This is a genomic window from Promicromonospora iranensis (assembly GCF_028994805.1).
Taxonomy (GTDB): domain Bacteria; phylum Actinomycetota; class Actinomycetes; order Actinomycetales; family Cellulomonadaceae; genus Promicromonospora; species Promicromonospora iranensis.
Window position 1 is genome coordinate 110,091 of the sequence record NZ_JAJQQP010000013.1, and the last position, 19,404, is coordinate 129,494.

General features: G+C 72.2%; 16 protein-coding genes and 1 riboswitch. Of the genes, 6 read left to right on the forward strand and 10 right to left on the reverse strand.

Annotated elements, in window-relative coordinates:
• Positions 1-325: 325 nt before the first annotated feature.
• The 6 genes from LUM46_RS21150 to LUM46_RS21175 form a co-directional block, all read right to left on the reverse strand.
• Entirely contained in the window at positions 326-2,164 is a 1,839-nt protein-coding gene (locus tag LUM46_RS21150) for an HNH endonuclease signature motif containing protein (RefSeq protein WP_274996692.1), read from the reverse strand.
• A 229-nt stretch (positions 2,165-2,393) separates the two neighbouring features.
• A complete protein-coding gene (locus tag LUM46_RS21155) occupies positions 2,394-2,570 on the reverse strand; it encodes a hypothetical protein (protein ID WP_274996693.1) in 177 nt (58 codons plus the stop codon).
• Between the two features lie 85 nt (positions 2,571-2,655).
• Entirely contained in the window at positions 2,656-3,057 is a 402-nt protein-coding gene (locus tag LUM46_RS21160; RefSeq protein WP_274996694.1) for a GNAT family N-acetyltransferase, read from the reverse strand.
• Positions 3,058-3,192: 135 nt separating this feature from the next.
• A complete protein-coding gene (locus LUM46_RS21165) occupies positions 3,193-4,083 on the reverse strand; it encodes a carbohydrate ABC transporter permease (RefSeq protein ID WP_274996695.1) in 891 nt (296 codons plus the stop codon).
• Positions 4,080-4,982 (reverse strand): carbohydrate ABC transporter permease, encoded by a 903-nt coding sequence (locus tag LUM46_RS21170; protein ID WP_274996697.1) that lies wholly within the window; start codon positions 4,980-4,982, stop codon positions 4,080-4,082. Before LUM46_RS21170 ends, LUM46_RS21165 begins: the two co-directional genes overlap by 4 nt.
• Positions 4,983-5,113: 131 nt before the next feature.
• A complete protein-coding gene (locus LUM46_RS21175) occupies positions 5,114-6,382 on the reverse strand; it encodes an ABC transporter substrate-binding protein (protein WP_274996699.1) in 1,269 nt (422 codons plus the stop codon).
• 289 nt (positions 6,383-6,671) lie between these two features.
• Here LUM46_RS21175 and LUM46_RS21180 point away from each other — a divergent pair, with 289 nt between their 5' ends.
• From LUM46_RS21180 to LUM46_RS21205, 6 genes are all read left to right on the forward strand, one after another.
• Entirely contained in the window at positions 6,672-7,856 is a 1,185-nt protein-coding gene (locus LUM46_RS21180) for an ROK family transcriptional regulator (protein ID WP_274996700.1), read from the forward strand.
• Between the two features lie 122 nt (positions 7,857-7,978).
• Positions 7,979-9,028 carry a substrate-binding domain-containing protein gene (locus tag LUM46_RS21185; RefSeq protein ID WP_274996701.1) on the forward strand — a complete coding sequence of 350 codons (1,050 nt, stop codon included), beginning with the start codon at positions 7,979-7,981 and terminating at the stop codon, positions 9,026-9,028.
• The gene (locus LUM46_RS21190; protein ID WP_274996702.1) at positions 9,025-9,810 is read left to right on the forward strand and encodes an ATP-binding cassette domain-containing protein; all 786 of its coding nucleotides are present in this window, start codon (positions 9,025-9,027) and stop codon (positions 9,808-9,810) included. Before LUM46_RS21185 ends, LUM46_RS21190 begins: the two co-directional genes overlap by 4 nt.
• On the forward strand, positions 9,807-11,018 hold the full coding sequence (locus LUM46_RS21195; RefSeq protein ID WP_274996703.1) for a sugar ABC transporter permease: 1,212 nt from the start codon (positions 9,807-9,809) through the stop codon (positions 11,016-11,018). The genes LUM46_RS21190 and LUM46_RS21195 overlap by 4 nt, the downstream gene beginning before the upstream one ends.
• A gap of 2 nt (positions 11,019-11,020) precedes the next feature.
• On the forward strand, positions 11,021-12,025 hold the full coding sequence (locus tag LUM46_RS21200) for a LacI family DNA-binding transcriptional regulator (RefSeq protein ID WP_274996704.1): 1,005 nt from the start codon (positions 11,021-11,023) through the stop codon (positions 12,023-12,025).
• Positions 12,026-12,220: 195 nt separating this feature from the next.
• On the forward strand, positions 12,221-13,768 hold the full coding sequence (locus LUM46_RS21205) for an RICIN domain-containing protein (protein WP_274996705.1): 1,548 nt from the start codon (positions 12,221-12,223) through the stop codon (positions 13,766-13,768).
• A 130-nt stretch (positions 13,769-13,898) separates the two neighbouring features.
• On the opposite strand, the gene metE is transcribed toward LUM46_RS21205, so the two are convergent.
• From metE to LUM46_RS21225, 4 genes are all read right to left on the reverse strand, one after another.
• On the reverse strand, positions 13,899-16,307 hold the full coding sequence (metE, locus tag LUM46_RS21210; RefSeq protein WP_274996706.1) for a 5-methyltetrahydropteroyltriglutamate--homocysteine S-methyltransferase: 2,409 nt from the start codon (positions 16,305-16,307) through the stop codon (positions 13,899-13,901).
• A gap of 8 nt (positions 16,308-16,315) precedes the next feature.
• A riboswitch (SAM riboswitch) is annotated at positions 16,316-16,418 on the reverse strand.
• A gap of 160 nt (positions 16,419-16,578) precedes the next feature.
• Positions 16,579-17,742 (reverse strand): Cmx/CmrA family chloramphenicol efflux MFS transporter, encoded by a 1,164-nt coding sequence (locus tag LUM46_RS21215; protein ID WP_274996707.1) that lies wholly within the window; start codon positions 17,740-17,742, stop codon positions 16,579-16,581.
• A gap of 204 nt (positions 17,743-17,946) precedes the next feature.
• Complete coding sequence (locus LUM46_RS21220; protein ID WP_274996708.1) at positions 17,947-18,438, reverse strand: GNAT family N-acetyltransferase; 492 nt, start codon at positions 18,436-18,438, stop codon at positions 17,947-17,949.
• Positions 18,439-18,447: 9 nt separating this feature from the next.
• Positions 18,448-19,371, reverse strand: a complete 924-nt coding sequence (locus LUM46_RS21225) for a phosphotransferase family protein (RefSeq protein ID WP_274996709.1) — start codon at positions 19,369-19,371, stop codon at positions 18,448-18,450.
• Positions 19,372-19,404: the final 33 nt, after the last annotated feature.

Sequence of the window (19,404 nt, forward strand, 5' to 3'; positions counted from 1 at the left end):
CCGAACGGGGTGGTCCGGAACGGGCGGTCCGGAACTGAGTGGTCGGAACAGAGTGGTCGGTAGAACGTCAGGAGATCGGCAACCTGAGCTGCCGACTTCCTGACGTGCCACCGACCACGTACCGCCCCCTGAGGCTTGGTCAGCTGCGCTTCGCCTCCAGAGTGCGGTGGCCGCCGAGCCTGCGCAGCCCGCCGTCGCCTGGGTCGCCGGGGCCAGGCGCTTTCGGCGGTCGGCCGTCGGTGGCCCGGCGGTGGATGGCTCCGCGGTTGGAGCCTGGTGTTCGGGAGCTCCGTGGTCGGTCGGGTCGGCGCACCGCCCGGGCGGGTCAGGCGGCTTCGGCTTGGGGTGGGGCTTCGATGGGTTCGGGCAGGGTGATGCGGTGTCCGCGGGCGTCGGTGAAGGCCCACCCGGTCTCGATCAGGGCACCCGGGACGGTGCCGCTCGTGGTGGTGCCGGTGGTGCTGTCGGCGGTGGTGGTTCCCGTGGTGGTGGTGGGTTTGCCGGTCCAGTGCATGGTGATGCCTTGGGTGTCGACGAGCTGGTGGTGGTACCAGCACAACAACGCACTGTTGGACACGGACGTGTTTCCGCCGTGGGCCCAGTGAGTGATCGCGTGGTGCACTTCGCACCGTGATGGTGGTTGGTCGCATCCGGGGAAGACGCAGTGCTGGTCTCTGGCGATCACCGCTCGACGCATCTGTCCGGTGACGGTGCGTTGTGCGCGGCCGACGTCCAGGACGGCGCCGTCGGGTCCGAACACGATCCGGGTGACGGCACTGTCGCAGGCCAAACGGCGCAGGAGTGCTCGTGGTGCGCGGTCACCGGTCTCGGTGAACACGGGGCCACCACCGGACAGCAGCCCGGACACCGTCACGGCACTTCCAGTTGCTGGGTCTTCAGCTGCTGGGCCTCTAGTTGCTGGGCTGGCGGCTGGCGGGTCTGCGTTCGTCGGAGCCATACCCGTGCTCGTGCCCGTTGCACCTGCACCTGCACCTGCACCTGTGCTTGTGCCTGCGCTTGAGCCGGGTGCTTCTGCGCCGGTCGCGCGGCTGGGTGTGCGGCTTGGTGTTGTGCGGCCTGGTGCGGTTTGGCCGCAGGTCAGGCACAGGCCTTCGCGGGTACGGGTGGCCTGGGCGATCAGCTCGGTCCAGGACACCGTGACGTTCAGGTGGGGTGGGATCGCCGCCCCCGGGGAGGCCTGGTTGGTGTCCAGGACCACCCGGGCGACGTCCGCCAGGCCCTGTGCGCGGCGTTGCGTCGAGGTACGCGTGTCCTCGGCCGACGGGGCGCCGAGGATCGCGTTGATCGCTCCGGTGACCAGGAGGCCGTGTTCGTCGGTCAGGAAGCCTGCGAGGTGGTAGCCGCCGAAGGTTTTGGCCAGGTCGAGGAACTCGCCCAGGGCTGCCTTGTCGTCATCCACGTCATCGGTGTCGGGGTCGGTGATCGTCGCGAACCGGCGTGCCACGATCCGAAACTGGTCCGCGTTCAACGAACCCGCCTCCCGCAGGACCAGACCCTCACCCGTGACCAAGGTGCCCTCGGTGACGGCGTCCTCCAGGACCTGGGTGATGAGCTGACGGGTGTGCTCCCCGTCGGGGTCCTGGGCCGGGTCGGGGAAGTCCACGGGCACGGTCTGCACGAACGCCTCCGGGGTGGCCCGCTCACCCGTGCGGGTGTCGATCAGCCACGCCAACGCGTCGGTGCGGGTCTCGCTGGTGGGGGCGACCTTGGTCATCACACGGGCATGGTCCGCACCGAGGGTGCCCGCGACCAGTCGCTCCCGGGTCCCGGGCAGCGCCGTGGCCAGGCGGCGGGCCATCGTCATGTCCTTACCCGCCGTCACCGCTGACACACCTTCTCGGATCCGCAGCCAAGTGGTGAACGCGCGGGCCATCCCGCCCGAGCGCCAGGACCCGTCCGCCTCGATCCTCGACAGCAGGGTGTATCGCACTCCGTCGAGGCGGCCGGTCAGTGCACGGATCCGCGTGTGTGCCTCCATCAGCCGGCCCACGGTCGGCGCGTCCCACCCGTCCAACACCTCCGGATCGGTCAGGACCGCGAGCTCGTCCATCACATTCTCGAACCGGGCCAACGTCGCCTCGATCGACTCGCCCGGGGGCAGGCCAGGGCCGGGAACACCATCCGTCGACGTCGACTGCTCCACCGGACCCCACCCCCCTCGCCGTTTCTAGTTCTCATATCCTTACTGCATCTATTATCTCGAACGCCCGTACGCATCGCACGGCCAAAATGAAATCTGTGGATAACCCTTCAGGGCGCGCCAGAAGAGCCCAGGCCATAGGCGAGATGGCCCGAGACCAGACCAGACCAGACCAGACCAAGGCAGAGCGAGCGCCGGTCACCGGGCTGCCGCTCAGGTCCGGTCTCTTGTCTCAGGGCGAGGTGGTGTTCGACAGCCTGCGCGAGCGGGCATGGCTCGTCGGGTCCGAGGAGCTGCCGGTGGCGTTCGGGCCACGGCCGACGAAGCTGGTCGGAGGGCTGGTCGGAGGGCTGGTCGGAGGGCTGGTCGGGAACGACGCCGTCCGCTCGGCCGCGGCCGGACGGGTCATGGAGGTCCAGAGCCAGCCCGGATGGGCTACCCGTCCGCCGTCTTCCGCCGGCCTCGATTCCGCCCGGTCCTCGGCCGGTCGGCGGCTACAGGCTCAGCCGCATCCCGAGGCTGGGCGCGACGTCGACGAAGCCGAGGCTCTCGTAGAGCCGGCGTCCCGGCGGGTCCGCGACGAGGGTCACGTACGGGTCGGCCGGCGCCTTGGCGCGGATCTCGTCGAGCAGGCGGTCCATCACCATCCGGCCGAGCCCCTGCCGCTGGAACTCGGGCAGGGTGGCGACGTCGGCGACGTGGAAGTACCAGCCGCCGTCGCCGATGATCCGGCCCATCGCGACCGCCCGGTCGGCGTCGGACCGCACGTGGCAGAAGTACCAGCTGCCGGTCAGAGCGAGCGCACCCTGCTCGGGGCTCTTGGGCGAGAGGCCGGACGACCGGCGCAGGTCGAGGTACTCGTCGAGGCTGGGCGGCTCGTCCACCAGGCGGTACATGCCCTGATCATCACACGTCTGGTCAGCCCGGAAGGGGGCAGGGACACGTGGTCGGCAGAAGGTCAGGTGGTCGGTAGCCCGGGCTACCGACCACCTGACCTTCTACCGACCACACGAAAACCGGCGAACCCGGGATCAGCCCTTGACCGAGCCCGACATCAGGCCGCCCACGAAGTACTTGCCCAGCACGATGTAGACCAGCAGCGTCGGCAGCGACGCGAACAGCGCACCCGCCATAGAGACGCCGTAGTTCTGCAGCAGCGCACCGTTGGCGAGGTTGTTCAGCGCCACGGTGACCGGGCCGTTCTGCGACGAGGAGAAGAAGACCGCGAACAGGAAGTCGTTCCACGCCGAGGTGAACTGCCAGATGAGGACCACGACGAAGCTCGGCACCGAGAGCGGCAGGACGATCGACCAGTAGGTGCGCAGCATGCCGGCGCCGTCGACGCGTCCGGCCTCGATGAGCTCGTGCGGCACCGTCATGTAGTAGTTCCGGAAGATGAGCGTGGTGATCGGGATGCCGTAGACCACGTGCAGCATGATCAGCGTCGGCACGCCGGTCGGTATGCCGAGGTCGAGGATCAGCTGGTTCAGCGGGATCATCACCGCCTGGTAGGGGATGAACATCCCGAACAGGATCAGCGTGAAGACGAGGTCCGCGCCGCGGAAGCTCCACCGGGCCAGCACGAACCCGTTCAGCGAGCCGAGGAACGCGGCGATGATCGCGCTCGGCACCACCACGGCGACGCTGCGCAGGATCGCGGGTGACAGCGCGGTCCAGGCCGTGACCCAGTTGTCGAGGGTCCAGACCTCGGGCAGGGCCCAGGCGCGGCTCGGGTCGGCGTCGCCGGTGCCCTTGAAGCTGGTCACCAGGAGCACGTACACCGGGATGAGGACGACCACCAGGAAGAAGATCAGTCCCGCGTACTTCAGGGTGCGCGAGAGCGCGTACCGGTCCTTGCTCGTGGGCCGGGGTGGATCCCTCCGGACACGGGGCGCGGCGAGCTGGTCGGCGGCGGCGGTCATCGCTTCTCCTCGCGGTTCGTGCGGATCAGGTACGGCACGATGACGAGCGCGACGATGATCAGCAGGATCGAGCCGACGGCGGCCGCGTTCGCGTAGTCGAAGCTCGACTTGAACACGAACATGTCGACGGCCGGGACCTTGGTCTGGTAGTTGGCCGGCTTGGAGATCGACATGATGAGGTCGAACGCCTTGAGCGACATGTGGCCGATGATGATCAGCGCCGACAGCGCGACCGGCGACAGCTGCGGGAACAGGACATGGCGGTACAGCTTCCACTCGCTGGCGCCGTCCATCCGGGCGGCCTCGCGCAGCTCGTTCGGGATACCGCGGAAACCGGCGAGGAACAGCGCCATCACGTAGCCGGACAGCTGCCAGATCGCGGGGATCGCGATGGCGATGATGCCGAACGTGACGTTGTTCCACCAGTTGTTCTGCAGGGCGTCGAGCCCGACCATCTGGAACAGGCGGTTCAGGCCGGAGGCCTGCTCGTCCTGGTTGGAGTTGAGCAGCCAGCGCCACACCACACCGGAGGCGACGAACGAGACGGCCATCGGGAAGAGGTAGACCGAGCGGAACAGCCCCTCACCCTTGACCGGCTTCTCGAGCATCCAGGCCCAGAGGAAGCCCATGACCATGGTGCCCGCCAGGAACACGACCGTGTACAGGACGAGGTTCATCAGCGAGTGCTGGAAGTCCTCGCTGGCCAGGAGGTCGAGGTAGTTCGTGAACCACACGAACGCGGCCGGCTCCTGCCCGGTGGCCGTGGCGGCCGTGTGGTCGTCCCGGAAGGACGTGGAGAAGTTGGCTGCGATCAGCCCGTAGACGAAGACGCCGACGAGGATCAGGGACGGCGCGAGCAGGAGGAGCGGTGGCCCGAGTCGCCGCAGTGTGTTGAGCATGTAGGTACCCCAGATGGATGGGCGAAGATGGATGGGCGAGATGGTGGGCGCAGCCGCGCGCCGTCGGGTAGGCCCGACGGCGCGCGACGTACGGCGGTGCGCGTGACGCGAGAACGGTCAGCGCCCGGGTGTCAGCCCTGAGCGGCGGCCGCCAGCTCGGACTGGAACCCGGCCAGGTCGGACGCACCCGTCGTGAACTTGCTCGTCGCGTCGGAGACCGCGTTGAGCGTCGCGACCGGGGTCGCCGCGCCGTGCGCCAGTGAGGACACGATCGTGTCGTTCGCGAACGACTCGATGGCGGTCTGCTGGTACTCCGAGAAGTCCGCGGGGTCGGCGTCGGTGCGGGCCGGGATGGAGCCCTTCGCCTGGTTGAACGCGACCTGGCCCTCGAGCGAGCCGACGGTCTCGAGCCATGCCTTGGCGCCGTCCGGGTGGGGGGCGCCGACCGGCAGGGTGAACGAGTCGGCCAGGAAGTCGAACGTCCCGTCGGTGCCCGGGACCGGGGCCGCCGTGAAGTCCGTGCCGAGCGCCTTGTCCTGCTCCTCGAACGCCGCGACCGCCCAGTCGCCCATGACGTTGAACGCGGCGCCGCCGTCGATCACCATCTGGGTGGCCTCGGGCCAGTCGAGCCCGTCGCGGTCGTCGTTGGTGAAGCCCATGAGGGTCTCGAAGTTCTCGAGCGCGGCGGTGACCTCGGCGCCCTCCCAGTCGGTGCTCCCGTCCCACAGCCCGTTGTACGCCTCGGCGCCCAGGCTGGCGAGCAGCACGGTCTCGAGCAGGTGCACCTGGGTCCAGGTGGTGCCCACCGACAGCGGCGTGACGCCGGCGGCGTCGAGCTTCTCGAGGTCGGCGATCCATGCGTCGAGGTCCGCGTACTCGGCCGCGGGGTCGATGTCGTTCTCCTCGAGCACCGTCGGGTTGGCCCAGACGACGTTCGCGCGGTGGATGTTCGACGGGATGGAGTAGATCGCGCCGTCGTCGGACGAGAGCCGGTCGACCAGGTCGGCCGGGAACGCGTCGGTCAGCCCGAACTCGTCGTACAGGTCGGAGACGTCCTCGATCTGCGCGGCGTCGATGTAGTCCTGCAGCTCCATGCCGGCGTGGGCCTGGAACGTGTCCGGCGGGTCCTGCGCCTGCAGACGGGTCTGCAGCAGGTCCTTCGCCGCGGAGCCCGCACCACCGGCGACGGCGCCGTTGACGAACTCGATGTCGGGGTGCTGCTTCTCGAACTCGCCGACCAGGGCGTCCAGGCCGGCCTTCTCGGAGCCTGCCGCCCACCAGGTGAACACCTCGACCTGGCTGCCGCCGCCCTCGCCGCCGTTGTCGCCACCTGTGTCGCCGCCGCCGCACGCGGCCAGCGTGAGACCGAGAACAGCAGCTGTCGCCACCGTCGCGGTCATCCTCCGGTTCAAACGCATCTGGGGTCCCTCAACCTTCCTCGGTCGCTGGAGCACCGACCCGGGCCGACATCGTCGTGCGCGCCGAAGGTGAAGTCACTTCGCGCCAGGACCACGTCGTTCCTGTGACCGGCCGGGCGCGCCTGTACGCCCGTGAACCCGGCTCCTATCGAACGGCCAGGCATCGTTGGTGTCAAGAATTGAACGCAAGCGTCGCCCGATCGTGACCTGAACGTTCAGTTCCTGTATCCAAACCCGTCATACCGCCGGGAAGGCGGTTACCCTGGGCGCTGTGCGCGCGGATCGGGTGACCCCGGGCTCGCAGACCTCACTGCGTGAGGCCAACCGAGCCCGGATCGTGAGCGCCGTCCAGCAGCGTGGCTCCCTCACGCAGATCGAGCTGGCCGGCGTCACAGGGCTGTCCCCGGCCACCATCTCGAACATCGTCAAGGAGCTCACCACCGCCGGCGTGCTCCACACCGCGCAGTCCACGCGCAACGGCCGTCGCGCGCTGCAGGTCACGCTCGCCCGCAACCTCGGGCTGGTGGCCGGTATCCGGTTCGGCATGCGCTCCCTGAGCGTCGCTCTCGCCGATGCGTCCATGCGGGTCCTGGCCGAGCAGCGCATGCCACTCGCCCCCGACCACCGCGCCGACGCCGGTCTGCAGCGCGTCGCGATGCTGATCAGAGAGATGATGGAGTCTGTGGACGCCGACCCGTCAGAGCTGCTCGCCGTCGGCGTCGGGGTGCCCGCTCCCGTCGACATCCGCACCGGCCAGGTCGTGACCGTCGGCATGATGCGCGGCTGGGACGGCGTGCACGTCGACGAGATCCTGGGCGCCGAGCTGGACGTCCCCGTGACCGCCGACAACGACTCGACGCTCGCCGCGATCGCGGAGGCCCGGTTCGGCGCGGGCGCCGGCTACGACTCGGTCGCCTACGTCCGCGTGTCCCACGGCGTGGGCGGTGGCCTCGTCCTCGGCGGGCGGGCCGTGCACGGCCGGTCCGGGGTGGCCGGCGAGATCGGGCACGTGTCCGTCGACGAGCACGGGCCCATCTGCCGGTGCGGCAACCGCGGCTGCCTCGAGATGCTGATCGGCGCCACCAGCCTCCTGTCGATGCTCCCGCGCGAGGCAGGCCACCTCACGCTCGCGGACCTCGTGGCCCGGGCGCTCGACGGCGACGCCGGCAGCCGCCGCGTCGTGTTCGACGCCGGACGCCACCTCGGCATCGCCCTCGCCAACCTGTGCAACCTCGTGGACCCCGACGTGGTGGTCATCGGCGGCACGCTCGCCGAGGCCGGCGAGGTCCTGCTCGAGCCGCTGCGCACCTCGCTCGGCCAGCGCATCGTCGCGACCTCCCGCGGCCCGGTCGAGGTGGTCCCGTCGGCACTGGGGGCCGACGCGGGCGTCCGTGGCGCTCTGGCGGCCGCCCTGGACCAGGCGCGGATGTTCGGCACGCTCGGGGTGGGCTCATGACCCGCCCCACCCCCCGCTCGTTGAGTGCTGGGTATTTGCGCCCTCGAAACGGTTCGAGCCCACAAATATCACGCACTCAACGGGGGGTGGGGTGGGTTGTGGGGGTTGGGCTTTTGTTTGGGTTGGGGGGGTGTTCCAGCGGGGGGGCTGGTGGCCAGGCCGCCGCCGAGGGTGCCGCACCCGAGGGGACCATCGGCCTGCTCCTGCCGGAGGCCCAGACCGCCCGCTACGAGGCGTCCGACCGCCCGACCTTCGTCTCCGTCGTGGACCGCCGCTGCCCGGGCTGCACGGTCCTGTACGCCAACGCGGGGCAGGACGCCGCCGCGCAGCTCCAGCAGGCCGAGTCGATGCTCGCACAGGGCGCCGACGTGCTCGTGCTCGACGCCGTGGACACCGTCGCCGCGGCCGGCATCGTGGTGCAGGCCGAGCGGCTGGGTGCACAGGTCATCGCCTACGATCGGTTCGTGGACGGCGCGGACTACTACGTGTCGTACGACTACGAGTTCATCGGCTTCCTGCTGGGCTCGGCCCTGGTCGGGGCGGTCAACGAGAGGGTCGGCGACACGGCCGACGGCGAGCGGCCGGGAGTACTGCTGGTGCACGGCTCGGCGACCGAGCCCAACGCGCTCGCGATCGCGGCCGGCACCCGCCGCGCCCTCGAGGGAGAGGACATCGACGTGCTCGCCGAGCACTACACGCCTGACTGGAGCCCGGACAAGGCGACCGAGTGGACCGAGGCCATGCTCACCAGGTACCCGGGCCAGGTCGACGGCATCCTCGCCGCCAACGACGGCATAGCGGGCGGCGCGATCGCCGCGGCGAAGGCCGCGGGCCTCGACCCCGTGCCCGTGACCACCGGGCAGGACGGCGAGCTCGCCGCCGTGCAGCGCATCCTCGCGGGCGACCAGTACATGACCGTCTACAAGGCGACCGACCAGCAGGCCCAGACCGCCGCCGAGCTCGCGGTGCGCCTGCTGCGCGGCGAGGACCCCCGTGCGGCGGTGGTCATCAAGGGTGTGCCCACGATGCTGCTGGCGCCCCGCGCCGTGGCCGCCGCCGACGTCCAGCACGTGATCGTCGACGGGCGCGTCTACTCCACCGAGCAGATCTGCGTGCCCGCGTACGAGGCCGCGTGCGAGCGCGCGGGCCTCATCGGGCAGGAGGCGTCATGAGCGACCCGATCCTCTCCCTGCGCGGCGTGTCCAAGCGGTTCGGCGGCGTCCGCGCCCTGGTCGACGTCGACGCGGACGTCCACGAGCACGAGGTCCTCGCCGTCGTCGGCGACAACGGCGCGGGCAAGTCCACCCTCGCGGGCGTCCTGGCCGGCGCCTACCGGCCCGACGCGGGCGAGGTGCTGCTCGACGGGCGGCCCGTGGTGCTGGGCTCGCCCGCCGCCGCCCGGGCCCTCGGCATCGCCGCCGTCTTCCAGGAGCTGGCGCTCGTGGACGACCTGGACGTCGTCGAGAACCTGTTCCTCGGGCACGAGACGCGCCGCGGGCCCCTGCTCGACGAGGTCGCCATGGAACGCGAGGCATGGCGCCTGCTCGACCAGCTCGCCGCCAGTGTGCCCACCGTGCGCGAACCGGTCCGCGCCCTGTCCGGCGGCCAGCGCCAGGTCGTCGCGGTGGCCAGGGCGCTGCTCGGCTCGCCGCGCGTCGTCGTCCTCGACGAGCCGACGGCGTCGCTCGGCGTGCGCCAGACGGCCGAGGTGCTCAACCTGATCGTCCGGCTGCGCGAGCGTGGCCACGCCGTCGTCCTGGTCAGCCACCAGGCCGGCGACCTGCAGGCCGTCGCCGACCGCATCCTGGTGCTGCGGCTCGGCCGCGTGCACGACGTGTTCGACGGCGACGCGTCCTACGAGGACCTGCTCGCCGCCATGACCGGCGCGGTCCGGCCCGGGGCGGTCCGGCCCGGCGCCAAGCACCCGGGCCCGAACCGGGCGGTGCGCCGATGACCGCGCAGACGCACACCACAGGCTCCGGGCTGCCCGCGGGCGGCGCCCTGTCCGGCGCGGTCTGGCAGCGGATGCGCGGCGGCAGCAGCCTGCTGCCGATCGTCGCGGCGCTCGTCGGCATCTGGCTGATCCTCGGCGCCGTCAACCCGGCCTTCCTCGCGCCGGAGAACCTCGTCAACCTCACGCTGCAGAGCGCGCCCGTGGGCGTCATAGCGCTCGGCGTGGTGCTCGTGCTCCTGGTGGGCGAGATCGACCTGTCCGTCGGGTCGCTGAGCGGGCTGGCCGCGGCGGTGGTCGCCGTCGGCTCCGTGACCCTCGGGTGGCCCGTGGCGCTCGCGATCGCCGTCGCCCTGGCCTGCGGCGCGGTGGTGGGGCTGGCGTACGGTGCGCTCTCGACCCGGCTCGGGCTGCCCAGCTTCGTGTTCACGCTGGCCGGTCTGCTGTTCCTCGCCGGGGTACAGCTGCGGGTGCTCGGCCCGCTCGGCTCGATCAACCTGCCGTTCGAGTCGTGGTTCGTCCGCTCGGTGCAGCAGGGGTTCCTGCCCGCGGGGGTCGCGTGGGCGCTCGTGGGCGGGACGGTCGTGGCCTCTGCCGTGCTCCAGGTCGTCGCCCGGGCCCGACGGCGGCGCGCGGACCTCGCCTGCGCGAGCCTGCCGCAGATCGTCGTGCGCACCGCCGTCCTGGCGGCGGTGCTGTCCGGGATCGTGGCCTACCTGTACCTGGGAAGCGCGCGCGGGCTCGGCTGGTCGGTGGTGCTCTTCGCGCTGCTGGTCGTGATCACCGACGTCCTGCTGCGCCGCACCCGGTGGGGCCGGTCGGTGCGGGCGGTCGGCGGCGACCGGCGCGCCGCGATGCTCGCCGGCGTGCCGGTACGGCGCACGGTGGTCCTGTGCTTCGTCGTCTGCTCGACCCTCGCCGCGCTCGGCGGGGTGCTCGCCGCCGGCCGGCTGGGCGCCGCCAACCAGGGGACCGGGGGCGCCGACACCTACCTCGTGGCGATCGCCGCGGCGGTCATCGGCGGCACCAGCCTGTTCGGCGGGCGCGGCAGCGCCTGGTCCGCGGTGCTCGGCGTGCTCGTCATCCAGTCCATCGCCAACGGGCTCACGCTGATGAACGTGGACCAGGCCGCGCGCTACATGGTCACCGGGGCCGTGCTGCTGCTGGCGATCATCATCGACATGCTGCTGCGCAAGCGCCGGGAGGCCTGACCATGATTCGTCGTCCGACGCTGGCAGTGGTCGCGGAGGCCGCGGGAGTGAGCCTGAAGACCGCGTCCCGGGTGCTCAACCGCGAGCCGAACGTGGCGGACGCGACGCGCGAGCGCGTGCTCGACGCCGCCACCTCGCTGGGCTTCCGGCGCAACGCGGTCGCCGCCGACCTCGCGCGCGGCGGCTTCTCGCGACTGGTCGGGTTCATCACCGGAGACCTGGCCAACGAGTTCTACTCCGCCCTGGCCAGCGGCATCGAGCGCGAGCTGCGGGAGCACGGGCTGCAGCTGCTGACGGCGTCGTCCGACGAGGACCCCGAGCGGGAGGGGTCGCTGACGGGCGAGCTGCTCGAACGGCGCGTCGGGGCCCTCATCGTCACGCCGGCGGGCGCCGACCACTCGGCGCTACGGGGCGAGATCGCCGCGGGGCTGACCGTCGTCGTGGTGGACCGGCCGGCGGCCGGGATGGACGTGGACACCGTGGTCATCGACAACCGCGGCGGCACGCGGGCCGCTGTCGACCACCTGCTGGCGCACGGGCACCGCCGCATCGCCTTCGTCGGCGACGCGCCCCACCTGTGGACCTACCAGGAGCGCAGCGCCGAGTTCCTCGCGGCCATGCAGGACGCCGGCGTGCCCGACGCCGAGCGGTGGCTCCGCTCGGGCGCGCACGACGCCGCGGCCGCCCGTGATCTCGTGGTCGAGCTGCTCGCAGCACCGGAGCCGCCCACGGCGGTGCTCGCCGCCAACAACCGGGCGACCGTCGGGACGCTGCAGGCGCTGCGGGACGCCTCGGGCGGCGACCAGGTGGCCGTGGTGGGCTTCGACGACTTCGAGCTGGCCGACCTGCTGGGCATCACCGTCGTGGCGTACGACGCCGTCGAGATGGGCCGCCGGGCCGCGGAGCTGGCCGTCGCGCGGTCCGCCGACCGCGACCGGCCGGTGGAGCTCGTGGTGCTGCCGACCCGGGTGGTGCCCCGGGGGAGCGGGGAGCGACGGCCCCGTTGACGCGGCCGCGCTGACACCAGCCGCGCTGGCATCGCCCGCGTGGGCGGGCATAAGGGACTGATAGGTACTTTCCACACGACGCCGTCCCACCCGTTCTGGTGGTGACCTGGCGTCAATACGCTCCCAGGCACACGAGGTTCCCCAGGCCTGAACGAGGAGCACACCATGTCACGATCCTTGAGAACGTCCCGTTCCTTGATAGCGCTGTCAGCCGCCGCGCTGATGGTCGGCACGGCACTCACCGGCGCCGGAGCCGCGGGGGCAGCGCCGCCCCCGGAGGCGCCCGCCACCCAGCAGTCCGGCACCACCCAGCAGTCCGGCACCACGCTGCCCGACGCCCAGGTCCGCGCGATGGCGCGCGACCTGGGGCTCACGCGGGCCGAGATCCCTGGCCGGCTGGCGCTCGACGCCGAGGCCGCGATCGTCGAGGCGCACCTCACCGCCCGGCTCGGCGAGGCCTACGCGGGGACCTGGCTGCCCGACGGCGCCGACGCCCTGCGCGTCGCCGTCACCAGCGCCGCGGCGGCGAGGGTGGCCGAGCGCGCGGGCGCCGACGCCGTCGTCGTCGACCACAGCCTCGAGGCGCTCACGTCGTGGAAGGAGGCGCTCGACGAGGTGGGCGCCCCCGACACCGTGCACTCCTGGTACGCGGACCCCACCACCAACGAGGTCGTCGTCAAGGCCGCCGACGTCGCCGAGGCCCGGGCGATGATCGCCGAGGCGGACCTGCCGGCCGGCGTCGTGCGGGTCGAGAGGTCGAAGGTCGCGCCCGAGCTCGCGCGCGACATCCGCGGCGGCGACGAGTTCCACCGGCCGACCGGCGACGGGTTCGTCACCCTGTGCTCGATCGGCTTCGCCGTGCAGGGCGGGTTCGTGACCGCCGGGCACTGCGGCGCGGCCGGCAACCCGGTGAACGCGCCGGACGGCGCGGCCCTCGGCACCTACCGGGCGTCGGTCTTCCCCGGCCGCGACTGGGCGTGGGTGGCGACCAACAGCAACTGGACGCCCACCCCGCGGGTGAACAACTACGCGGGCGGGACGGCGGCGGTCGCCGGCTCCGCCGAGCAGGGGATCGGCGCGACGGTGTGCCGGTCGGGCCGTACGACCGGCTGGCGCTGCGGCGTCATCCAGGAGAAGAACGTCACCATCAACTACGGCAACGGCGACATCCCCGGCATGGCCACCGGCTCGGCGTGCGCCGAGGGCGGCGACTCGGGCGGCTCGGTGCTGTCGGGCGACCAGGCGCAGGGCGTCACCTCGGGCCGGATCGGCGACTGCTCGTCGGGTGGCCGGTTCATCTACCAGCCGCTGAACCCGATCCTGAGTGCCTACGGGCTCCAGCTCACCACGACGTCCGGCGGGGGAGGCAGCGCGCTGGTCGGCGTCGGTGGCAAGTGCATCGACGTGCCGAACTCCGAGTTCACGGACGGCAAGCGCCTGCAGATCTGGACCTGCAACGGCACGGCGGCGCAGCGCTGGACCTTCCACGCCGACGGCACGCTGCGGGCCGGCGGCAAGTGCATGGACGTCGCGGGGGCCGGCACGGCGGACGGCACGGCCGTGCAGCTCGCGAACTGCAGTGGCAACGCGGCCCAGCGGTTCACGCTCAGCGGGGCGGGGGACCTGGTCTCGATCCTCGCGAACAAGTGCGTGGACGTCCCGAACGGCAACAGTGCGAACGGCACCCCGCTGCAGATCTGGACCTGCAACGGCACGTCGGCCCAGAAGTGGCGCGTCGGCTGACGCCCCGAACACCCTGACGGCCCCCGACCCGCATCCCCTTCGAGGCCTAAGTTTCTCGCTTCTGAAACGCTTCAGAGCGGAGAAACTTAGGCCTCGAAGTGCAGAGGGTCATCTGCAGAGGGCCAGAGGGTCAGAGGGTCGCGCGGACCTCCTCGGTCGCCCGCACCAGGTTGCGGAGCGACTCCTTGGTCTCCGCGTACGCGCGGGTCTTCAGGCCGCAGTCCGGGTTGACCCAGACCAGCCGCGGGTCGATCGACTTGGCGGCGAGCGTGACGAGCTCGGTCACCTCCTCGACGGACGGCACGCGCGGGCTGTGGATGTCGTAGACGCCCGGTCCGATGCCGCGCCCGTACCCGGCGTCGGCCAGCTCGGGCACGATCTCCATCCGGGACCGCGCCGCCTCGACGGACGTCACGTCGGCGTCGAGGCCGTCGATCGCGCCGATGACCTGACCGAACTCCGAGTAGCACAGGTGCGTGTGCACCTGGGTGGCGGTACCCGCGCCGGCGGTGGAGAGACGGAACGAGCGCACGGACCAGTCCAGGTAGTCGGCGTGCGCGGACCGGCGCAGGGGCAGCAGCTCGCGCAGCGCGGGCTCGTCCACCTGCACGACGCCGATGCCCGCCTCCTCCAGGTCCGTCACCTCGTCGCGCAGCGCCAGCGCGACCTGGTCGGCCGTGTCGCCCAGCGGGAGGTCGTCACGGACGAAGGACCACGCGAGGATCGTCACGGGACCCGTGAGCATGCCCTTGACGGGCTTGCTGGTGAGCGACGCCGCGTACGCCGTCCAGTCCACGGTCAGCGGCGCGGGCCGCGACACGTCGCCCCACAGGATCGGCGGCCGCACGCAGCGCGAGCCGTACGACTGCACCCAGCCGTGCACGGTGGTCGCGAAGCCGTCGAGCTGCTCGGCGAAGTACTGCACCATGTCGTTGCGCTCGGGCTCGCCGTGCACCAGGACGTCGAGGCCCAGCTCCTCCTGGAGCGCAACCGTGCTGGCGATCTCCGCGCGCATGGCGGCCGTGTACTCCGCGTCGGACAGCTCGCCGCGGACCCAGGCGGCACGCGTGCGGCGGATCTCCGCCGTCTGCGGGAACGAGCCGATCGTCGTGGTCGGCAGCGGCGGCAGGCTGAGCCTCGCCTGCTGGGCCGCGGCCCGCTCGGCGTACGGCGCGCGCTCGACGTCGGCGGGGGTCAGGGCCGCCGTCCGGTCCCGGACCTCCGGCACGACGACGCCGGGCGCCTGGGACCGCGACCGCACCACCGCGGCGGACTCCGCGAGGGTGTCGGCGACCGCCGTCCGGCCCTGGGTCAGGCCGGTCGCCAGCGTGACGACCTCGGCGACCTTCTGGTCGGCGAACGCGAGCCACGACTTCAGGCCCGGGTCGAGGCGGGGCTCGTCGGCGACGTCGTGCGGCACGTGCAGCAGCGACGTCGAGGTCCCGACGGCGACGGCGCCCGCGCCGAGGCCGGACAGGCTCTCCAGCGTCGTCAGGCGCGCGTCGAGGTCTGCCCGCCAGATGTTGTGCCCGTCGATGACGCCCGCGACCAGCGTCTTGGTCTCCAGGCCGGGAAGCGGGCCGTCGGGCACGGCGCCCTTGACGAGGTCGATCGCGATGGCCTCGACGTCGGTGCCGGCGAGCAGCGCGAGGCCGTCGCCGACCTCGCTGCGCAGGTCGCCGTACGGCGCGGTCACCAGGATCGCGGGACGCTCCGCCGGGCCCGCACCCTCGGCGCGGGACGCGGGGGAGAGGTCGGTGGCGAGCCGCGCGTAGGCCCGGCGGACGGCGTCGGACACCTCGTCGAACGGGGTGTCCAGCAGGTCGGTGACCAGGGCGGGCTCGTCCAGCTGCACCCAGGGCGCGCCCGCGTCGGCCAGCGCGCGCAGCAGCTCGGCGTAGGCGGCGACGACGTCGTCGAGCCGGTCCAGCGGTCGGAAGCCGTCGGGTGCGTTGTCGGCCGCCTTGCTGAGCAGCAGGAACGTCACCGGCCCCACGAGCGCGGGCCGGGTCACGACGGCCTGGCCGCCGTCCGCCGGGCGGGCGAGCTCGGTGAACTCGCGCACCGCCCGGTCGTCCACGAACCCGATGGGGGTGTCCGGCCCGATCTCCGGGACCAGGTAGTGGTAGTTCGTGTCGAACCACTTGGTCATCTCGAGCGGCGGCTTGTCACCCTCGCCGCGGGCCAGTGTGAAGTAGCCCTCCAGGGAGAGCGCCCCCGTGCCGGTCGTGCCGGTCGAGGCCCCCGACACCAGGTCCCGGAACCGTTCGGGCACCGCGCCCAGCAGGGCGACGGAGTCGAGCACCTGGTCGTAGAACGAGAACGAGCCGGGGACGGCGGCCGCGCCGGCGTCCAGGCCCAGGCCGGCGAGGTGGCGCGCGGTGGCCAGCCGCAGGTCACCGGCGGTGGCCTCCAGCTCGGCGGCCGTGGTGCGGCCGGCCCAGAAGGCCTCGACGGCGCGCTTGAGCTCGCGACGTCGGCCGATGCGCGGGTAGCCCAGGACCGTGGCGGGGGAAAGGTGCGAGTGCGTGACTGCCATGCGTATCAGCTCCATCGGACCTGGCGTTAGCACCTTGCCCGGCATTGGCGATCCGGAGGCAGGTTGCTGCGGTGTCGTTGAGCCAGGACTCTCGACCGCTCTGGATGATGAGCCTGGATCGTAAGCATGCCCGCGATGTGGTCGAAAAACCGTCCACCCCTCGGGACGGAGCTGTTCTTCCTGGTAGCGACTCTGAGCATTCAGGAGAACGATCAGAAAAGTGTGCCAAGCGCGTGCGCTCCCGTCGGCCCGCGGAAGCGCACGCACGACGTCAGCCCACGGGAGTAGCCGCTCCACGCCGGCCCTCCGCGAACCAGAGCATGACGGCGCCCCCGGCCAGGGCCGCACTGACGACGACGGGGCCGGTGAGGCCGAGGTGCCCGATCGCGAGGCCCCCGAGCACCGGCCCGGCCAGGGCGCCCAGGTTCAGGGCGACCGTCGAGAACGCGCCGCTCATGGTCGGCGCGCCGTGGGCGGCCGCCATGCTGCGGGCGATGAGCGTGCCGCCGACGGCGAACGAGAGCGCCCCCTGCACCGGGGCGAGCACCCACACGGCCGGTGCGCTCGAGGCGAGCGCCGCCCACAGCGCCCAGCCGGCCACGAGGGCCGGTGTGCCGATGCCGAGCACGAGGTGCCCGTGCGTGCCGGCGAGCCGGCCCGCGGCCGAGATGCCACCGAAGGCGCCCAGCCCGAACAGGGCGAGGATCGCCGGTACCAGGACCGGGTCGACGCCCGCGGCGTCCGTCACGAGCGGCGCCACGAAAGTGAACGCGCAGAACGTCGCGCCGTTCACCAGCACACCGAGCACGAGGAGCCGCGTGAGGGCGGGCGAGCGGAGCGTGCCGAGCTCGGCACGCAGGTTCACGCGCGGGTGCGGCTCCCGCGAGCCGAGCCCGCTCGGCGTCAGGACGGCGACGGCGACCAGTGCGAGCGCCGACACCCCGGCGATCGCCCAGAGTGCCGCACGCCAGCCCCAGAGCCCGCCGAGGAATGCCCCGGCGGGGACGCCGGCGACCAGGGCGAGCGTCGTACCACTGAGGATCGCGGCGAGCGCCCGGGCCTGCTTGCCCGGCGGGACGAGGGTCGGCACGGTCGACAGTGCGACGGCGAGGAACCCGGCGTTGGCCACGGCGGCCACGAACCGGGTGCCGAGGAGGACGGCGAACTGGTCGCTCAGCGCGCCGGTGACATGTGCGGCGACGAAGACCAGCAGGCACGCCGACAGGGTCCAGCGGGGCGGCAGGCGGCGGCCGAGAGCGGCCGTCAGGGGAGCGCCGACGACCATGCCGACGGCGAAGCCCGAGGTCAGGTAGCCGGCCCGGGCGATCGAGATGTCGAGGTCGGTGGAGATGCCGGGTACGAGCCCGGCGAGGACGAATTCCGACGTGCCTTGCGCGAAGACTGCGACGGCGAGCACGTAGAGCAGGACAGGCATGAGCGCCTCCGAGGAGAAAGGGAACGGGTAGGCCTGGGCGGCACTACGGGGCCCTTCGGATGCGCGGACGCGTCCCGCTCGCCGGACGTCACGGCCGAACGGGTGGACGAGGCGGAGCCTCGACGGTCTCTACAGGGGCATCTCGGGCTACCGGAGTACCGGCAGCCCGAACCTGGATGCTTCTGGAGACCTCATACGGCGAGCCTATACGGCGAGACCGTGCGGCGTGGGCGCGCGACCGGCATCGACCTGCAGCAGCCGGTGCCAGGCGACCTCTCGGTCGAGCTGGCCCGTCGAGCGGAAGAGGCGCACCTGGTGGGCGTCGGGGAGCGCGGCGGCGAGGTCGTCCGTCGTCGTGCCCGAGAAGCCCAGCTTCTGCCAGAAGCCGCCGGAGCGGCGGGAGAACAGCCAGGCCTGACGCGCTCCGGCGTCGGCCGCGCGGTCCAGGGCGAAGCGAGCCAGTCGCAGCCCGTCCCCGGCGCCCCGCAGGTCCGGGCGGACGGCGAGGCTGCGGACCAGCACGTGCTCGCCGGTCGGCCCGAGCTCGAACCCGGTGGTGGCGCGCACGGCCCCCGCCTCGTCGCGCTCCAGCCACAGGTGCACGGTGGGCTCCGCGAGGGCGGCGACCGTCAGATCGGCGGAGCGGAGGAACGCGGCAAGGTCGTCGAGGTCGGCGGAGGTGGCGGGGCGGAGCACGCCGGGATCCTAGCCGGGCTCTCGGCCGATCCCGGCGTCGATGCCGGCGTCGCCGAGCTGGTCGGCCAGGGCTCGTGCGCGCCGCCGCACCCGGGCCACGCCCGCCGAGTCGTTGTAGGCGGCGAAGGGCGGCCACTCGAAGACGTAGACGGCCAGCTCCTCGAGCAGGGTCGTCGCCTGGAGCGCTGCGGGGTCCTGGTCGGCTGACCGGTGAGCGAGGTAGTCACGGACGAGCGACGACGGGATCCGCACACCGGCGGGCGTGGCCCGGACGCTGAGGAAGGCGAGATCTGCCGAGGCCCGGCCGAGCCCTGCGGACTGCCAGTCGCAGAACGCCAGCCCTCGGTCGGCGTGCACGACGTTGCCCGTGTGGCAGTCCCCGTGGACGAAGACTTCTGGCTGTGCGCCGAGCCGGGCGATGACCTGGTCCCGGTTCGCCAGCCATGACTCGAGGTCCGGCAGGGTCGGCGTCCAGAAGGCCCGGACCTGGTCGAGGTCCAGGGTGCTGACGGCCGTGGCCAGCGGATCCGGCCGTGCCCACGCCCCGCTCGGCACCGGCGTGGCGTGGACCCTGGCGAGATCGCGGCCGAGCCGTGACCAGTCCTGGCCGGTCCAGGCCGACGGCGGGCGCTCCGTCCCGGCGTCGGACAGCAGGAGGGCGATGCCCTCCGGTGTGGACAGGGCGCCGAGGAGCGTGGGGGTCGCCACCGGGACGGTGGACGCGACCTGACGGTAGAACCGCAGCTCGCGCTCCGCGTCGGCGACCGCCTTCTCGCCCAGCGCGGCGGGAGTGACCTTGAGGTATCCCAGCTCCCCGGCAGAGATCCGCACCCGGTGGACCCCGGCGCCGGACCTCGCCTCGGCCGACGTGGCGTCCCCGGTGCGGACGATGTCGAACGCAGTCAGCGCCGAGGTGAGCAGATCAGTGGCCATCGGGACCTCCATACCGCGCGGACACTACCGGCC

Bases quoted from the DNA above. Each gene is read 5' to 3' on its own strand.
- LUM46_RS21155 (WP_274996693.1), bottom strand. From the start codon at position 2,570: ATGACCCGTCCGGCCGCGGCCGAGCGGACGGCGTCGTTCCCGACCAGC.
- LUM46_RS21160 (WP_274996694.1), bottom strand. From the start codon at position 3,057: ATGTACCGCCTGGTGGACGAGCCGCCCAGCCTCGACGAGTACCTCGAC.
- LUM46_RS21165 (WP_274996695.1), bottom strand. From the start codon at position 4,083: ATGACCGCCGCCGCCGACCAGCTCGCCGCGCCCCGTGTCCGGAGGGAT.
- LUM46_RS21170 (WP_274996697.1), bottom strand. From the start codon at position 4,982: ATGCTCAACACACTGCGGCGACTCGGGCCACCGCTCCTCCTGCTCGCG.
- LUM46_RS21175 (WP_274996699.1), bottom strand. From the start codon at position 6,382: ATGACCGCGACGGTGGCGACAGCTGCTGTTCTCGGTCTCACGCTGGCC.
- LUM46_RS21190 (WP_274996702.1), top strand. From the start codon at position 9,025: ATGAGCGACCCGATCCTCTCCCTGCGCGGCGTGTCCAAGCGGTTCGGC.
- LUM46_RS21195 (WP_274996703.1), top strand. From the start codon at position 9,807: ATGACCGCGCAGACGCACACCACAGGCTCCGGGCTGCCCGCGGGCGGC.
- LUM46_RS21200 (WP_274996704.1), top strand. From the start codon at position 11,021: ATGATTCGTCGTCCGACGCTGGCAGTGGTCGCGGAGGCCGCGGGAGTG.
- metE (WP_274996706.1), bottom strand. From the start codon at position 16,307: ATGGCAGTCACGCACTCGCACCTTTCCCCCGCCACGGTCCTGGGCTAC.
- LUM46_RS21215 (WP_274996707.1), bottom strand. From the start codon at position 17,742: ATGCCTGTCCTGCTCTACGTGCTCGCCGTCGCAGTCTTCGCGCAAGGC.
- LUM46_RS21225 (WP_274996709.1), bottom strand. From the start codon at position 19,371: ATGGCCACTGATCTGCTCACCTCGGCGCTGACTGCGTTCGACATCGTC.